The sequence below is a fragment of the Gordonia sp. CPCC 205333 genome, from assembly GCF_048537885.1.
GTDB lineage: Bacteria > Actinomycetota > Actinomycetes > Mycobacteriales > Mycobacteriaceae > Gordonia.
In genome coordinates, this window is sequence record NZ_JBCLVI010000002.1 from 901,056 (window position 1) to 918,160 (window position 17,105).

Here is a 17,105-nt window from a genome sequence, read left to right on the forward strand (position 1 = left end):
CTATCCGCGGCTCTGTTCGGAAATCATTCCGACGATCCGCTCGAGGTCATCGACCGATCCAAATTCGACGACTATCTTGCCTTTGCGCTTGCCCAGACTGACTGTGACCCGCGTATCAAGCTTATCGGAGAGGCGTTCGGCAACGTCTTGAAGTCCCGGCATCTGCATCGGCTTGCGACGCTGCGCAGTCGGCTTGTTCGGAGCGTCGTCTCGATTGGCCAAGGTAACCGCTTCTTCGGTCGCGCGGACCGACATCCCCTCAGCCACGATGCGCTTCGCCAGCTCGACTTGCCCCTCGCTTCCGGTCTCCAACGCAAGCAGGGCACGAGCATGCCCGGCGGACAGGACACCGGCCGCCACTCGCGACTGCACCGGAACCGGGAGCTTCAGCAAGCGGATCATGTTGGTAATCAGTGGGCGCGACCGGCCGAGTTTGGCGGCAAGTTGTTCATGTGTCACGTCGAACTCTTCGAGAAGTTGCTGATACGCGGCAGCCTCTTCCAGCGGATTCAGTTGCGCCCGGTGGATGTTCTCGAGGAGTGCGTCGCGCAACATGTCGCCGTCATTCGTCTCACGGACGATGGCGGGAACTGCCTCCAGACCCGCTTCCTGGCTGGCGCGCCAGCGGCGCTCACCCATGACGATCTGGAATTTGACGCCTTCAGCGGTCGGCTTAGGCAGCGGTCGGACGACGATGGGCTGCATCAATCCGAACTCGCGGATCGAATGGATCAGCTCATCCATCGCCTCTTGGTCGAAGACCGTGCGCGGCTGATGCGGATTGGGCTGGATCTGCTTGGGCGCGATCTCTCGGTAGACCGCAATATCCTCGGAGACCGACGCGGGTTCTCGGCGGGGAGTGCCACCACCGCCGATTACGACGTCGGCGGCCGCGCTACCCATTTTGGGTCCGTCGATAGACGATGGCTGCCCGGACTCGTCAGTCGGAGTCGTCGGAATCAAGGCCGCTAGACCTCGGCCCAAACCTCCGCGACGCTGAGTTTCCCGACTCACTTGACTCCCTCCGGACTTACGGCCTTGATGGCGAACTCGCGAGCGGCATCGAGGTAGCTCATCGCTCCACGTGAACCGGGGTCGTATTCGATGATCGTCATCGCATAGCCCGGCGCTTCGGAAACTTTGACACTACGCGGAATGATCGTGCCCAATACCTTATCGCCAAAGTGGGCACGAACTTCCTCGGCTACCTGGTCCGCCAGCTTCGTTCGTCCGTCATACATCGTCAACAGCACGGTCGACACGTGCAGATCAGGGTTGAGGTGAGCCTGCACCAGCTCGATATTCCGGAGTAGCTGGCCGACACCTTCGAGCGCGTAGTACTCACACTGAATTGGGATCAGTACTTCGCGGGCCGCGACCATCGCATTGACCGTCAACAAGCCAAGCGAGGGTGGGCAATCGATGAGGACATAGTCAATACCGAGTTCGGCAAGCGTCTCTCGATCGATGGCATTGCGGAGTCTATTCTCCCGCGCGACGAGCGAAACCAGTTCAATCTCGGCGCCGGCCAGATCCAAAGTCGCCGGCACACAATAGAGATTGCCGTTGCTTGGCGACTTCTGAATCGCTTCCCGCAGTGTCACCTCACCGAGGAGCAGCTCATACACCGACGCGATGTCGGGTCGACGATGATCGATGCCTAGCGCGGTGCTGGCATTACCCTGCGGGTCGAGATCGATGACGAGAACACCGAGTCCATGGATGGAGAGACCCGCTGCCATATTGACCGCCGTCGTGGTCTTGCCGACGCCGCCCTTCTGGTTGGCCACGGTGATCACGCGGACTGCCGGGGGACGGGGGAGTTGGCCGCTGGCGCCAGGCGTCAGAACCTGACTGGCGCGCGCTGCTGCTGCCGCGATGGGTGTGTCGTTGAAGTCTGGCTGCGGGGACTGCCCGGCGCCGCCGGCCGTTGTTTCACGTGAAACAGTCGGTCTTTTCTGGGCCACGCTGGAACTCCTCGGTGCTTCACTCGATGGATGCGAATGGACATTCTCGACGCTCTTAGGCGTTCCGCTGTCGCGACTTCTATTGTGCGCTTTCGCGCGCTTCCAAGCCAACTTCAAGACCTTCCAGAAGAACGGTTGCGCGTTCCGACGACGACGATCGTCGGAGTGGGCAGAAGACCGACGCCGCACTCCCGCACTACTAAGTCCTCAAGCCCAACACGCTTCACCGCGATCGCGTGCTCGACCATCTCGTCTGCCGCCGACGAGCCTTTCATCGCGACTAGACGACCACCGGTCCGAATCAGGGGAGCGGACCACTTCGCCAGACGATCGAGCGGTGCCACCGCCCGCGAAGTTACGACGTCGGCGTTCCCCACTCGCTTAACGATCGCGGCCTCTTCAGCCCGGCCTCGCACGACTGCAACGTCGATGCCCAGATCGGCAACGACCTCCTCAAGGAAAGTCGCTCGTCGCAGCAACGGCTCGACGAGCGTGATCCGCACATCGGGTCTCGCAATCGCGAGCGGAATTCCGGGCAGGCCGGCACCGCTGCCGATGTCTACAACCGACTCACCTTCGGCAAGGCACTCACGCACTACCGCGCAATTGATGATGTGGCGGTCCCACAACCGCGGGGTCTCGCGTGGGCCGATCAGTCCTCTAGTGACGGCAGCTCCAGCTAACCAATCCCAATATTTCTCGGCGACAGACGTAGCGTCACCGAAGATCTCTCGTGCGAGCGCGGGAGCATCCCGTGCTGCAGTGTCAGACATTCATCGTCCCTCCGGGTGCGTTGTTTCACGTGAAACACGAGCGAACGCTTCAAACAACACCCTTGTAATTTATGCCCCTGAAACGAAAGAAGTCCCGGCTAGAAGCCGGGACTCTTTACTTCCTTCGTATTACTGTAGTGCGTCAGCTGGTCTTGATCACCACAACATGACGCTTGGGCTCGACGCCCTCGCTCTCACTGACGACACCTTCAACAACCGCCACGGCATCGTGCACGATCTTCCGCTCGAATGGGGTCATCGGGTCAAGTGCCTCGCGGCCACCATTCTCTGCCACCCGGTTACCGACCTCAGTGCCGAGGCGCGCTAGACGGTCGCGACGATCAGCACGCCACCGCGCGACGTCCAGCATCAGCCGGCTACGATCTCCCGTCGCTTGCTGCACGGCAAGTCGGGTCAGCTCCTGCAAAGCATCGAGAACCTCGCCCTTACGTCCGACGAGTTTGGTCAAATCCTCGCCACCATCGATGCTGACGATCGCACGATCACCGTCGACATCCAGATCGATGTCACCGTCGAAGTCCAGGACGTCCAGCAACTGCTCTAGGTAGTCGCCCGCGATCTCGCCTTCCTCGACCAACCGATCCTCGTCATCGCCTTCGTCGGCGGCAACGTCGTCAGCGTCCGCAACCTCGGCGACCGTGTCGCCGCCGGGGGAGGCTTGCGCTTCCTCGACCGAGTCCTCTTGTGCCGCCTGGGCGACGTCGGACTGCGCGGCCTCTTGTGCCGCTGCTTCCGTAGTCATGTAGTCCACCTAACTCTCTGCCATCTATAAGTGTGTTATCGCGACCCGACAACTAAGTCAGTGTCGCCCGCCTTTGCGGCCGCCTTTGCGCCGATTCTTATTGGTATTCGGGCGCGGCTGCTGCTTCTTGGGCTGCCCCTGTCCCGAACCAGCAGAAGCGTTCGACGTCTTCTGTTTGGTCGTAGTGTCACCACTGGCTGCCTCATCGGTCTCAGGGCCGTCTTTCACGAGGCTTGTCTTGTTCCGATCTGGCCGAGCGCCAGGCTTAGGGGCATTCGCCTTCAGCTTCTCTTGTTTAGCCTCACGCGCCGCTTCCTCTTCTCGCTCGATGCGACCGAACACTAGATGCTGCTGTCCGTAGGTCCACACGTTATTCGAGACCCAGTAGAGCAAGATCGCAACGGGGAAGAAGGGTCCGGTGACCAAGATGCCAAGCGGGAACACATACTGCGACAACATGGTCATGAACCGCGTCTGCGGGTTCTCCAGTGCTTCGGCAGTCATCCGCTTTGCCGACGCTCGCGCGTTCATATAAGTCGCGAAGGATGCGACCAGCATGATCGGAATCACCACGACGGCGATGTTTCCGCGAGTGAAGTCGACCGCGTCGGTCGGGTGGGCCATGAAGGCCTGCCACTCGGTGATCGGCTCGGTGATGAACGATGACAGCGGGACGCCGAAGAAACGAGCGTCGAGGAAGTTCTGTACCTGGTCCACGCTGAAGAAGTAGTTCGGCAGCTGTCGGGTCTCCTCGGGGGAGAGCCCGAGTTGTCCCATACCCGTAGCGGTTCGGTTGAAAGACCTCAGCACGTGGAAGAGTCCAATGAAGACCGGGATCTGCAGCAGCATCGGCAGGCAGCCGAGCAGGGGATTGAACCCGTGCTCCTTCTGCAGCTTTTGCATCTCCTCGGTCATCTTGACCTTGTCCTTGGCGTATTTCTTACGCACGGCCTGCATCTGCGGCTGGATCTCTTGCATCTTCTTCGTCGTCTGAATCTGCTTGACGAACGGCTTGTAGAGGATCGCGCGGAGGGTGAACACCAGGAACACCACCGACAAGGCCCATGCGAGGCCGTCCCAACCCGGACTGCTGGGCAGGATGGCGTCGAACAGCCAATGCCACACCCACATGATTCCCGACACCGGGTAGTAGATGAAGTTAAGCACTTCTTATGAACCCCTCACTGCTTTGCTGACCCGGCGCTCGGGGACCGGGTCATATCCAGGCCTATGCCACGGACCGCATTTCGCGAGCCGTACCACCGACAGCCAACTGCCTATTAGAAATCCATGTGTTTCCAGCGCCTCGACCGCATACGCGCTACATGTCGGTTCGAACCGGCATGTAGGCAGCCGCATGGGGGACACCCAGGTGCGGTAGAGCTCGATGATGAAAATGACCGTGCGCCGGGGCGACCGATAGATCGACGACCACCAAGAGTGTTCTGTCATCGCAGATCCGTCTTTCCCAGCGCGCGTACCAGTTGGTTGCCGAGTTCGACGCTGCTTCGCGTAGCCGCACTAGGGCGCGCGCGGATCACGACATATGTCTCGCCGAGGTCGACCGAATCACATAGATACGCGAAAGCCGCCCGCAATCGGCGGGCCACAGTGTGGCGCACAACCGAGTTGCCGACGGCTTTGCTGACTATGAGTCCAAACCAGGGACCACCGGTGAGAGCAACGTCTTTACGCACACCGATGGTGTCGGGCCAGTCGGAACCGACCCTGAGGAAGTGGATAGTCAGATCTCGACTACCCACTCGCGCACCGGATTTGATCGTGCGGCTGAAATCACCGCGTACCAATCTGCGCGAAGTCTGCTGCTGTGCATTCATCGACGCCTCGCCTCACACGACCCGGCTGCGCGACAACGCATTCCGTCATGCGGAAACCGAGTCAGGTACTTGCCCGATGAAACTCAGGCGGTCAGCTTGGCGCGACCCTTGGTACGACGACCGTTGACGATCGCCCGGCCGGCGCGGGTCCGCATACGCAGGCGGAATCCGTGCACCCGGGCACGACGACGGTTGTTCGGCTGGAAGGTACGCTTGCCCTTGGCCATGAGGTACTCCTCGTATCGGGCCATCAATCCCAGGCGCACGCGCACCCTTGATCGACAGCATTTGCGGTCTTGGCGGTCCCGGGGATGGTGCCGAGTAATCTCGGTTCGACGACCTGCGATTTCGCGCAGGCTAGTCCGCAAATCCACACCCTGGTAGACCCCTCGAGACTACTGATCGCGCGGTGACAAATCAAACCGTGGTGCTACACACCACTTCAGGTGCGACACGCCCGGCGTGAAATAAATTTCAGATTCTTCTTTCGCAACCACGTACACGTCTGCTAGGTTTCTCCAGACGCCCCGGGCTGGGCATGTCCCGAACACGCTTCTCGACGCGGTTCCTCTATCTCTACACCACTTGTTCACACCTGTGGATAGATCATGTGGACAACTTGGCACTCAGACCCAATCAATGGCAATCTCACTGCAGAACAGTTGTCGAAATACCCGACGTGCAGGAGGACCTGGGGCCGATGACATCGGAACGTGATTCTTTCAGCGAGGTCTGGGGACGTGTTGTCGCCGAGCTCAACGCCGACTCCGACGCGATCGACCATCATCCTCTGACCCGCCAACAGAAGGCCTGGCTGTCTCTGGTTCACCCACTGACCCTCGCCGAAGGCTTCGCTCTGCTCACCGTGCCGACACCACTGGTGCAGGAACAGATCGAACGAACACTTCGTGAACCAATCCGGTCAGCGCTCTCGCGACACCTCGGTCAACCGGTCGAACTTGGCGTTCGTATCGCACCACCGAGCGAAGAATCCGCACCCGCGTCCGATGAGCCAGCACCCACCGTCTTCGACGCTCCGCAAACCGGACCGACGAACCAAGCCGCCGGCATCAACGACCACCCAGAGCGTCGACACTTCTCCGGTAGGGACGAACCTGACTCCGCTACTCGGGGCGACTGGTCTGCGTATTTCAACAATGACACCGCTGATACCAGCCTGACCGGGCCGACCGCCCGCAGTCTGCATCCGCGATACACCTTCGACACTTTCGTCATCGGCGCATCCAACCGGTTCGCACACGCTTCGGCGGTCGCCGTCTCCGAAGCTCCCGCACGGGCCTACAACCCACTCTTCATCTGGGGCGAGTCTGGACTGGGCAAAACCCACCTGTTGCATGCGGCTGGTCACTACGCACAACGCCTGTTTCCCGGTATGCGCGTCAAATATGTATCGACCGAGGAGTTCACCAACGACTTCATCAACTCGCTGCGTGATGACCGACGCGTCGCGTTCAAACGTCGGTACCGCGACGACATCGACATCCTCCTGGTTGACGACATCCAGTTTCTGATGGGCCGCGAAGGTATCCAGGAAGAGTTCTTCCATACCTTCAACACCCTGCATAACTCGGGCAAACAAATCGTCATCTCCTCTGACCGACCCCCGAGACAGCTTGCGACACTTGAGGATCGACTTCGCACTCGATTCGAGTGGGGGCTGATCACCGACGTGCAACCGCCCGATCTCGAGACTCGCGTAGCGATCTTGCGCAAGAAGGCACAGATGGATGACATCACCGTGCCCGACGACGTGCTCGAACTCATCGCGTCCAAGATCGAACGCAATATCCGTGAGTTGGAGGGCGCTCTGATCCGCGTCACCGCGTTCGCCTCGCTGAATAACACCGAACTCGATCGCTCGCTGGCCGAGGTGGTGCTCCAGGCGCTGTTGCCGGAGACCAACGCCTTCGAGGTCAGCGCCGCCCGGATCGTGACCACTACCGCAGACTATTTTGATCTCTCGGTCGACGAACTGCGTGGTCCCAGCCGTACTCGTGCCATCGCCCAAGCCCGGCAGATAGCGATGTACCTGTGCCGTGAACTCACCGATCTATCGCTGCCGAAGATCGGTGAAACCTTCGATCGCGACCACACCACTGTCATCCACGCCGACAAGAAGATCCGCGGAGCGATGGCCGAGCGCCGGGATGTGTACAACCACGTCCAAGAACTCACCGCGAGAATCAAGCAGGGCGCACAGGGCTGATCGAGCCGACTCTCAACCGCTACCCGAGAGTTCTGTCATGCCATTTTCACCCTGAGCACCGCCTCGCACGCTGTGTACAACTATGAGCACAACCTCAACAAACTGTGGACAGATAGGGGACAGTCGACTAACAGTTTGTCGTTCGTGCACACCCTCGAGAGGTTGCTCCCTGATCCGTCCACCGCTCATGCACATGCCGAAATGCTAGTTGGCCTGCGACGATTAGGGTTCTCCACAGAATCCACAGGACCTATGACTATGAGTATTTCTTTCTTTAAGAAGATCTTTAAAAGCAGGTATGTGCACAACCAGGGTTGACCGGTCAGGTTGCAGAGCCGATCCGCCACCGAATCCAGCCCAGAGAACCCCCTTGACGTCGTGGCGTTCTACAGTGGAATCCCAACCGACGATCAACTTCAGGCAAAGGTGACTCCCAGGCATGAAATTCCGTGTTGCACGCGACGACTTTGCAGACGCAGTTGCCTGGGTTGCCCGCAGCCTCCCGTCGCGCCCGCCCGTCCCGGTCCTCGGTTGCGTGTTGATCACCAGCACCGACAATGGCCTGACCGTGTCCGGCTTCGATTACGAGGTGTCCGCTCAGGAGAGTGTCGCCGCTGAAATCGCCGAACCCGGCACCGTGCTGGTCTCTGGCCGGCTGTTGGCCGAGATCACCAAAGCGCTGCCGGCAAAACCGGTCGATGTGGTTCTCGACGGTTCGCGGGTGGCCATCACCTGCGGTAGCGCACGATTCTCGTTGCCGACAATGCCGGTCGAGGATTACCCGCAGCTGCCAGAAGTTCCGACGGTCACCGGCACCGTGCCGTCGACGGTTTTCGCCGAAGCGATCTCACAGGTTGCCGTTGCCGCCGGCCGCGATGACACGCTGCCGATGCTGACCGGCGTGCGGGTGGAGATCGACGGCGCGAAAGTAGTCCTGGCCGCGACCGACCGGTTCCGTCTCGCAGTACGTGAATTGGAATGGCAGCCAACCGATTCCGGTGCGACAGGTGCCGTGTTGGTTCCCGCGAAGACACTTTCCGAGTCGGCGAAGACCGCGGGTTCGGACGCCGGAAATGATGTCTCCCTTGCCTTCGGTAGCGGCTCGGCGATTGGTGGTGAAGGAATCCTCGGCATTCTCGGCTCGAGCAAACGCACCACCACTCGGCTACTCGACGCCGAATTCCCGAAATTCCGTCAGCTGCTCCCGGCCAGCCACACTTCGGTCGCGACTATTGACAGCTCACCGCTACTCGAGGCGATCAAGCGTGTCGCGCTCGTCGCCGAACGCGGTGCACAGGTCCGGATGGAATTCAGCGAAGGATCTGTGTTGCTGACCGCGGGTGGCGACGACGCTGGCCGCGCGGAGGAGGAGTTGCCGGTTAGCTTCTACGGTGAGCCACTGACCATCGCCTTCAATCCAGGCTATCTCCAAGAAGGTCTGAATGCGATCGGCGCGTCATCGGTCGATTTCGGTTTCACCACGCCGAGTCGTCCGGCCGTGCTGCGTCCGTCGACTGGCGAAGAGCCGGTAGCCGACGAGTCCGGGGCCTTCGTGGCACCTGATTCCGCGTTCAGCTACCTACTGATGCCAGTTCGACTTCCGGGCTGACCGGTCGCAGGTGTTCGTCCGAGAGCTGACTCTCCGAGATTTCCGGTCGTGGTCGCACGTATCGTTGCCACTGCAGCCTGAACCCACAATCTTTGTGGGCCGCAACGGATTTGGGAAGACAAATCTCGTCGAATCGCTGTTCTATCTGACTAATCTGAGATCGCATCGGGTGAGTTCGGATGCCGTCCTGGTCAGGTCAGGAGCAACTGATGCCCAGGTCACCGCGACGGTGGAGAATGCCGGACGAGAGTTGACGGTGGATCTCACCGTTCGCGGCGAGGGTTCGAATAAGGCCGCGATCAATGGTCGACCGGTACGCAGGACCCGCGAGATAGCGGGGATCTTGCGGTCAGTCCTATTCGCGCCGGAGGACCTGGCGCTCGTTCGCGGTGAACCGGCCGACCGGCGTCGGTTCCTTGATGAAATCGTCGGAAATCGGGGACCGGGGGCGGTCGCCGACAAGGCAGATTACGACCGCGTATTACGCCAGCGGTCGGCATTGCTGAAATCTGCGGCAGCTGCGATGCGGCGTGGCGGCGGCGACGCGGAATCGATCATCTCAACTCTCGATGTCTGGGATGCGCAACTCGCCGGCTACGGTTCCAAGGTGGTCGCGGCGCGAATCGACGACGTCGCCAACCTGAAACCCCTTTTCTCCCAAGCTTATTCGTCTATCGCGCCGCATTCACGACCGGCGACACTCGCTTATCGCTCTTCGCTCGGGCCCGAAGTGATCAACGTCGATGGCACTGCGTTGGAGGCCGGCGCGATTGAAGAACTGATGATCGAACGGCTCGCCGCGATTCGGGACAAAGAAATCGAGCGAGGGCAGTCACTGCTCGGTCCCCACCGCGATGATCTGGATATCATCTTGGGCTCGGATGTCGCGAAAGGCTTTGCATCCCATGGGGAATCGTGGTCGCTGGCGTTGTCATTGCGGTTGGGTACGGTGGAATTGTTGCGCGTTGAAGGTGTCGAACCGGTGATCATGCTCGATGATGTGTTCGCCGAACTCGACTCGGCCCGGCGTACGCATTTGGCTGGCTTCGTCGAATCCGCCGAACAGTTGTTGATCACCGCCGCGGTCGCCGAAGATCTGCCTGATGGGATCGGTGGACGCGTCATCGGGGTCGATATCGAGGAGAATGAGGGACAGCGCCGGTCAGTCATCCAGGAGGTGAGTCAATGAGCGACGACCTCGAGGGCCTGTCGGGATACGAGCTCGCGCGTAAGGCGTTGGAACAAGCGCGCGCGCAGGGGAAGATCGCCGGGAAGGGGAATGCCTCTCCGGTCCGCGGTCGCGGTGGTGGTGGCCGTACCCGCAGACGATGGTCCGGCCCGGGTCCGGACGTACGCGATCCGCAGCCATTCGGTCGATTGACCGGTCGATTGGCACACGATCGTGGATGGCAACCGAAGATCGGGGAGGGGACGGTCTTCGCGAGGTGGCGCGAGATTGTCGGCGAAGATATCGCGGCACATGCCACGCCGAGCGTATTGAATGACGGGATATTGCAGGTACAGGCTGAATCGACGGCGTGGGCTACGCAGTTGCGGTATGTGCAGGCGCAAATCCTGGCGAAAATCGCCGCCGCTGTCGGCGACGGCGTGGTGAAGTCGCTGCGAATCACCGGACCGAAGGCACCGTCGTGGCGTAAAGGTGAGCGGCATGTCTCCGGACGCGGTCCGCGTGACACTTATGGCTAGGGTTTCTGGATCACCGACTGACAGCCTGCTGAGACCGATTTTGCTTCCGAACCCACAATCGGACGGCACTCATGCCGCGTTAGGCGATCTGAGCGCGAATTAGCGGTGCTGCGTACCTACTTCTGTCTGACTGGTCCAGTACTATGTGTGAAGTGCCCCGCCGAACACTCGGCGTGCGGCCATCATCCGCGGGGTAAAACCGACAACAGAAGGAGCGGACGCACGTCGTGACCGATACCAATAGTTCCGACTCGTCAGCAGCCAAGAAGAGCTCGAAGAAGAGTTCTGAATACGGCGCCGATTCCATCAGCATTCTCGAGGGTCTCGAGGCCGTCCGGAAACGACCGGGTATGTACATCGGTTCCACCGGTGAACGAGGCTTGCACCACCTGATCTGGGAGGTCGTCGACAACTCGGTCGACGAGGCGATGGCCGGCTATGCGTCGCAGGTTGACGTCACGCTGCTTGCCGACGGCGGAGTGAAAGTCGTTGACGATGGTCGTGGCATTCCTACCGACATGCACAAGACCGGGGTGCCGACCGTCGAGGTTGTCATGACCCAGCTGCACGCGGGCGGCAAGTTCGACTCCGATTCCTATGCGGTGTCCGGTGGCCTGCACGGCGTTGGTATCTCCGTGGTCAACGCGCTGTCGACCCGCGTGGAACTCGCGATCGACTACGGCGGCTTCCACTGGGACCAGACCTACCACCACGCGGTGCCCAATCCGCTCGAGAAGGGCGCGGCCACTCGTAAGACCGGCACCACCGTCCGATTCTGGCCCGACTCCGAAATCTTCGAGACCACCACCTTCAACGCTGAAACCGTCGCGCGCCGATTGCAGGAAATGGCCTTCCTCAACAAGGGCCTGACCATCACACTGACCGACGAGCGTCTGACCGACGAAGCCGCCGAGGCTGAGGCCGAGATGGGCGGGGGTAACGACGGCGACGATACGGCGGAAGTCGTTGGCAATAAAGAAGAAAAGGCTGATCGGGTCGCGAAGATCAAGACGCGCACCTACCACTATCCCGATGGTCTGGTCGACTACATCAAGCACCTCAATCGGACGAAGCATCCTATCCACACCTCGGTCGTCGGATTCACCGGCAAGGGAACCGGCCATGAGGTTGAGATCGCGATGCAGTGGAACAACGGCTATTCCGAGTCTGTCCACACCTTCGCCAACACCATTAATACCCACGAGGGCGGCACCCACGAAGAGGGTTTCCGCGCGGCATTGACTAGCACCGTGAACAAGTACGCGGCCGACAAGAAGTTGGTCAAGGAGAAAGACGGCAAGCTGACCGGCGATGATATCCGCGAAGGACTCGCCGCTGTTATCTCGGTCAAGGTCGGCGATCCCCAGTTCGAGGGTCAGACCAAGACCAAACTCGGCAACACCGAGGTGAAGAGCTTTGTGCAGAAGATGTGCAACGAGCATCTCGCGCACTGGTTTGAGTCGAATCCAGCCGAGGCGAAGGTCATTATCCGTAAGGCCGTCGATTCCGCACAGGCGCGGATGGCGGCCCGCAAAGCGCGAGAGTTGGTGCGGCGCAAGACCGCAACCGATATCGGCGGCTTGCCCGGCAAGCTCGCCGACTGCCGTAGCAACGACCCGACCAAATGTGAGGTCTACATCGTCGAGGGCGATTCGGCCGGTGGCTCAGCGAAATCCGGTCGTGACTCGATGTACCAAGCGATTCTTCCGTTGCGCGGCAAGATCATCAATGTCGAGAAGGCGCGCATCGACCGGGTGCTTAAGAACGCTGAAGTCCAGTCGATCATCACCGCATTTGGCACGGGTATCCACGACGAGTTCGATATCGCCAAGTTGCGCTATCACAAGATCGTGCTGATGGCCGATGCTGACGTTGACGGACAACACATTTCGACGTTGTTGCTGACACTGCTGTTCCGCTTCATGCGCCCACTGGTCGAACACGGTCACGTGTTCCTGGCGCAGCCGCCGCTCTACAAGTTGAAGTGGCAGAAGGGTGCTGAGCCGGAGTTCGCCTACTCCGACCGCGAGCGTGACGCTCTACTCGAAGCTGGAAAGTCCAACAATAAGAAGATCAACACCGAGGACGGCATCCAGCGCTACAAGGGTCTCGGCGAGATGAATGCTAAGGAATTGTGGGAAACCACAATGGATCCCGAGGTTCGTATCCTTCGCCAGGTGACCCTCGACGACGCGGCTGCCGCCGACGAACTGTTCTCCATCCTGATGGGTGAGGACGTCGCCGCCCGCCGCAGCTTCATCGCGCGCAATGCCAAGGACGTCCGCTTCCTCGATGTCTAGGTCTCCTAGCATCCACTGATCTCGAAGGCGTGAAACACCAATGACAGATACCACTTTGCCCCCAAGCGGCACCGACGACGGCGGCGCCCGCGACCGCATCGAACCCGTTGACATTCAACAGGAGATGCAGAACAGCTATATCGACTACGCGATGAGCGTGATTGTCGGCCGTGCGCTGCCCGAGGTCCGCGACGGCCTCAAGCCGGTGCACCGCCGCCTGCTCTACGCGATGAACGATGCTGGTTTCCGGCCGGACCGCAGCTACGTGAAATCCGCGAAACCTGTTGCCGAGACAATGGGTAACTATCACCCGCACGGTGACACCGCGATCTACGACGCCCTCGTTCGTCTGGCCCAGCCGTGGTCGTTGCGCTATCCGTTGGTCGACGGGCAGGGCAACTTCGGCTCGCGCGGCAACGACGGCGCGGCCGCGATGCGTTACACCGAGGCGCGTCTCACGCCGCTGGCGATGGAGATGCTGCGCGACATCGACGAGGAGACAGTCGATTTCATCCCGAACTACGACGGCAAGACTCAGGAACCGACGGTGCTGCCGTCGCGTATCCCGAACCTGCTGATCAATGGTTCCGGCGGTATCGCGGTCGGTATGGCGACCAATATTCCGCCGCATAACCTCACCGAGGTCGCGGACGCGGTGTTCTGGACGCTCGCTAACCCCGAGGCCGATGACGAGGAGTTGCTCGCCGCGTGTATGGACGCGGTTAAGGGTCCCGATTTCCCAACCTCGGGACTTATCGTCGGTGGTCAGGGCATTAAGGATGCCTACACCACCGGTCGTGGCTCGATCCGCATGCGCGGCGTCGTCGACGTCGAGGAGAACAAGGGCGCCACGACCCTGGTCATTACCGAGCTGCCGTATCAGGTCAATCCGGACAATCTGATCGCGTCGGTCGCCGAGCAGGTCAACGAAGGAAAACTCAAGGGCATCAGCCGAATTGAGGATCAGTCATCCGATCGTGTCGGCATGCGCATCGTCGTGACACTGCGTCGCGATGCGGTCGCGAAGGTGGTGCTGAACAACCTGTACAAGCACAGCCAACTGCAGACGAACTTCGGTGCCAACATGCTGTCGATCGTCGACGGTGTGCCACGCACCCTGCGTCTGGATCAGATGATCCGCCTGTACGTCGCACACCAGATCGACGTGATCGTGCGACGCACCCGGTACCGGCTGCGCAAGGCCGAAGAGCGCGCTCATATTCTGCGCGGTCTGGTGAAAGCCCTTGACGCACTTGACGAAGTGATCGCATTGATTCGTGCGTCGGCGAATACCGATGCCGCGCGTCGCGGACTGATCGATCTGCTTGACATCGACGAGATCCAGGCCGACGCGATCCTCGCGATGCAGTTGCGTCGCCTGTCCGCACTCGAGCGTCAGAAGATCGTCGACGAGCTCGCCGAGATCGAGCGCGAAATCGCCGACCTAAAGGACATCCTGGACAAACCCGAGCGTCAGCGTGCCATCGTGCGCGACGAGCTGCGCGAGGTCGTCGACAAGTATGGCGACGAGCGCCGCACGAAAATCGTTGCGGCAGAGGGTGATGTAGCCGACGAGGACCTCATCGCCCGTGAAGACGTCGTCGTCACGATCACCGAGACCGGGTATGCCAAGCGGACCAAGACCGACCTCTACCGCAGCCAGCGCCGCGGTGGCAAGGGTGTGCAAGGTGCCGGCCTCAAGCAGGACGATATCGTCGCGCACTTCTTCGTCTGCTCGACGCATGATTGGCTGCTGTTCTTCACCACCAAGGGCCGCGTATACCGTGCGAAGGCTTACGAGCTACCCGAAGCGAACCGCACCGCACGCGGTCAGCATGTCGCGAATCTCCTTGCCTTCCAACCGGAAGAGCGAATCGCGCAGATCATCCAGCTCAAAACCTATTCGGACGCACCGTATTTGGTGCTCGCAACGCGCAACGGGCTGGTGAAGAAGTCCAAGCTCGAGGACTTCGACTCGAACCGGTCCGGCGGCATCGCCGCGATCAACCTGCGCGGCGAGGATGAGTTGGTCGGTGCGCAGTTGTGCAGTTCCGAAGACGATCTGCTGCTGGTATCCGATCACGGTCAGTCGATCCGATTCAGCGCCACTGACGAGGTACTGCGGCCGATGGGCCGGCAGACCTCGGGTGTGCAGGGTATGCGATTCAACGACGACGACAAGCTGCTCTCGCTCAATGTGGTGGTACCCGATACCTATCTCCTGGTGGCGACGTCGGGCGGGTATGCCAAGCGCACCGCGATGGATGACTACCCGGTACAGGGTCGCGGCGGCAAGGGTGTGCTGACGATTCAGCATGATCGTCGACGCGGCAATCTGATCGGTGCCCTCATTGTCGACGACGAGACCGAGCTCTACGCGATTACCTCCGGCGGCGGTGTTATCCGTACCGGTGCCAAGCAGGTACGTAAGGCGGGTCGCCAGACCAAGGGTGTTCGCCTGATGAACCTGGGCGAAGGCACTACGCTATTGGCGATCGCACGCAACGCGGACGAGCCTGAAGAGGAACCGTCGAGCGACACGGCCACCAAGAAGTAACGTCGGTACCGTGAACCCAGGTCCACGTGACATGCCGGACCAGCCCACCCGCCACCGCCGATTCAAGGAATGTCATTGAGCACAGCGAATGAACCAGACGAGCAGAAGACCGATGGTGCTGGTTCGTCGGAGTCGACCGAGTCTCCGTCGACGTCGGGGACCCGGGCGACGGTTGTGCCCCCGTGGCAGCGCGGTCAGAGTGAGTCGACGGCGCCGGGAGCGCAGCGAGCGGGCCAGGTTGATTCGGCGCCGGGAGCGCAGCGAGCGGGCCAGGTTGATTCGGCGCCGGGAGCGAAGGCTCCGGCGGGGCCGCCGCCTCGTGGTGTCGTGAGTGGGACGCCTGGCACCGATAAGCGCAAGCCGTTGAACAAGCTTGATGCGGCCGGCGCGAAGGCGGGTGATGGTGAGAGCGGTGGCGCGGCGTCGGAGACGTTTGTTGAGTCGCCGACTCGCAATATCGATCGTGCGGGACTGGCGACGCAGAATCTGCCGGATCTCGACGCGATCCACCATGTGGATGCGGCTAAGTCGGGTAAGGCAGTGCCGTCGTCGTCATCGACTCGTTCTGGGCCCACTCAGGTGGGTGCCGGGCGGGCGCTGCGGGCGTCGGTGCAGATTCGTCGGATCGATCCGTGGGCGATGTTCAAGATCTCCGCAGTGCTGTCGATCGTCGGGTTCTTCGTCTGGCTGATCTCGGTTGCCGTGCTGTATCTGATCCTCGACGGCATGGGTGTCTGGGATCAGGTCAACAGTTCCTTCGGAACGTTGACGACGGCGGACGGATCGTCGGGCGGTGGCGACATCTTCGGTGCCGGCACCATCTTCGGGTGGGCCGTCGGGCTCGGCGCGATCAACGCGATATTGCTCACAGCGTTGGCGACGATCGGTGCGTTCATCTACAACCTGTGTGCCGATTTGGTCGGTGGCGCGGAAGTGACCCTGGCCGATCTCGATTGACCGAAAACCGGGGTATGACCTGCGACGATTGTGCCGTTTTGATTAATGATGGCACTCTCGGGTAATCTCATTCCTCGGTTCACGGGCCTATAGCTCAGGCGGTTAGAGCGCTTCGCTGATAACGAAGAGGTCGGAGGTTCAAGTCCTCCTAGGCCCACCGCGAACACCGAATTTTCGGTCGACGCAAACCCAAGTCCGGGTACCCCGGCACGGGGCCTTAGCTCAGTTGGTAGAGCGCTGCCTTTGCAAGGCAGATGTCAGGAGTTCGAATCTCCTAGGCTCCACAGTTTGAATTGAGACGGCATTCTCTCGACTTCGGGAGGGTGCCGTTCTTCGTCTTTGCCCACGATTGGTGGGTCCGCTCCTTCGACGGAGCAGGTGCCCTTACATACATCCTTGGGTCAACC

15 protein-coding genes and 2 tRNA genes are annotated in these 17,105 nt (G+C 60.8%); 9 read left to right on the top strand and 8 right to left on the bottom strand.

The features are described from left to right. From AAFP29_RS09920 to rpmH, 8 genes are all read right to left on the bottom strand, one after another. Positions 1-1,014 carry a ParB/RepB/Spo0J family partition protein gene (locus tag AAFP29_RS09920; protein WP_419217165.1) on the bottom strand — a complete coding sequence of 338 codons (1,014 nt, stop codon included), beginning with the start codon at positions 1,012-1,014 and terminating at the stop codon, positions 1-3. Continuing rightward, positions 1,011-1,967 carry a ParA family protein gene (locus AAFP29_RS09925; RefSeq protein WP_419217166.1) on the bottom strand — a complete coding sequence of 319 codons (957 nt, stop codon included), beginning with the start codon at positions 1,965-1,967 and terminating at the stop codon, positions 1,011-1,013. Before AAFP29_RS09925 ends, AAFP29_RS09920 begins: the two co-directional genes overlap by 4 nt. A gap of 113 nt (positions 1,968-2,080) precedes the next feature. Continuing rightward, a complete protein-coding gene (gene rsmG, locus AAFP29_RS09930) occupies positions 2,081-2,740 on the bottom strand; it encodes a 16S rRNA (guanine(527)-N(7))-methyltransferase RsmG (protein WP_419217167.1) in 660 nt (219 codons plus the stop codon). A gap of 142 nt (positions 2,741-2,882) precedes the next feature. Beyond that, positions 2,883-3,503, bottom strand: coding sequence for a protein jag (locus tag AAFP29_RS09935; RefSeq protein WP_419217168.1), 621 nt, complete (start codon positions 3,501-3,503; stop codon positions 2,883-2,885). Between the two features lie 57 nt (positions 3,504-3,560). Beyond that, positions 3,561-4,670, bottom strand: coding sequence for a membrane protein insertase YidC (gene yidC / locus AAFP29_RS09940; protein WP_419217169.1), 1,110 nt, complete (start codon positions 4,668-4,670; stop codon positions 3,561-3,563). A gap of 3 nt (positions 4,671-4,673) precedes the next feature. Continuing rightward, the gene (gene yidD / locus AAFP29_RS09945) at positions 4,674-4,955 is read right to left on the bottom strand and encodes a membrane protein insertion efficiency factor YidD (RefSeq protein WP_419217170.1); all 282 of its coding nucleotides are present in this window, start codon (positions 4,953-4,955) and stop codon (positions 4,674-4,676) included. Next, on the bottom strand, positions 4,952-5,341 hold the full coding sequence (rnpA, locus tag AAFP29_RS09950) for a ribonuclease P protein component (RefSeq protein WP_419217171.1): 390 nt from the start codon (positions 5,339-5,341) through the stop codon (positions 4,952-4,954). Before rnpA ends, yidD begins: the two co-directional genes overlap by 4 nt. Before the next feature lie 83 nt (positions 5,342-5,424). After that, on the bottom strand, positions 5,425-5,568 hold the full coding sequence (gene rpmH / locus AAFP29_RS09955; RefSeq protein ID WP_330433603.1) for a 50S ribosomal protein L34: 144 nt from the start codon (positions 5,566-5,568) through the stop codon (positions 5,425-5,427). Between the two features lie 473 nt (positions 5,569-6,041). Here rpmH and dnaA point away from each other — a divergent pair, with 473 nt between their 5' ends. The 9 genes from dnaA to AAFP29_RS10000 all read left to right on the top strand — a co-directional run bounded on the left by dnaA (position 6,042) and on the right by AAFP29_RS10000 (position 16,982). Continuing rightward, positions 6,042-7,568 (top strand): chromosomal replication initiator protein DnaA, encoded by a 1,527-nt coding sequence (gene dnaA, locus AAFP29_RS09960; protein WP_419217172.1) that lies wholly within the window; start codon positions 6,042-6,044, stop codon positions 7,566-7,568. A 439-nt stretch (positions 7,569-8,007) separates the two neighbouring features. After that, positions 8,008-9,177, top strand: coding sequence for a DNA polymerase III subunit beta (dnaN, locus tag AAFP29_RS09965; protein WP_419217173.1), 1,170 nt, complete (start codon positions 8,008-8,010; stop codon positions 9,175-9,177). Positions 9,178-9,187: 10 nt separating this feature from the next. Beyond that, entirely contained in the window at positions 9,188-10,366 is a 1,179-nt protein-coding gene (recF, locus tag AAFP29_RS09970; protein ID WP_419217174.1) for a DNA replication/repair protein RecF, read from the top strand. Continuing rightward, on the top strand, positions 10,363-10,884 hold the full coding sequence (locus AAFP29_RS09975) for a DUF721 family protein (RefSeq protein WP_419217175.1): 522 nt from the start codon (positions 10,363-10,365) through the stop codon (positions 10,882-10,884). Before recF ends, AAFP29_RS09975 begins: the two co-directional genes overlap by 4 nt. 227 nt (positions 10,885-11,111) lie before the next feature. Beyond that, entirely contained in the window at positions 11,112-13,184 is a 2,073-nt protein-coding gene (gene gyrB, locus AAFP29_RS09980) for a DNA topoisomerase (ATP-hydrolyzing) subunit B (RefSeq protein ID WP_419217176.1), read from the top strand. A 40-nt stretch (positions 13,185-13,224) separates the two neighbouring features. Continuing rightward, positions 13,225-15,741, top strand: a complete 2,517-nt coding sequence (gene gyrA, locus AAFP29_RS09985) for a DNA gyrase subunit A (protein WP_419217177.1) — start codon at positions 13,225-13,227, stop codon at positions 15,739-15,741. A gap of 75 nt (positions 15,742-15,816) precedes the next feature. Then, complete coding sequence (locus tag AAFP29_RS09990) at positions 15,817-16,698, top strand: DUF3566 domain-containing protein (RefSeq protein ID WP_419217178.1); 882 nt, start codon at positions 15,817-15,819, stop codon at positions 16,696-16,698. A gap of 83 nt (positions 16,699-16,781) precedes the next feature. Beyond that, positions 16,782-16,855, top strand: a tRNA-Ile gene (locus AAFP29_RS09995). A gap of 54 nt (positions 16,856-16,909) precedes the next feature. After that, a tRNA-Ala gene (locus AAFP29_RS10000) sits at positions 16,910-16,982 on the top strand. Positions 16,983-17,105: the final 123 nt, after the last annotated feature.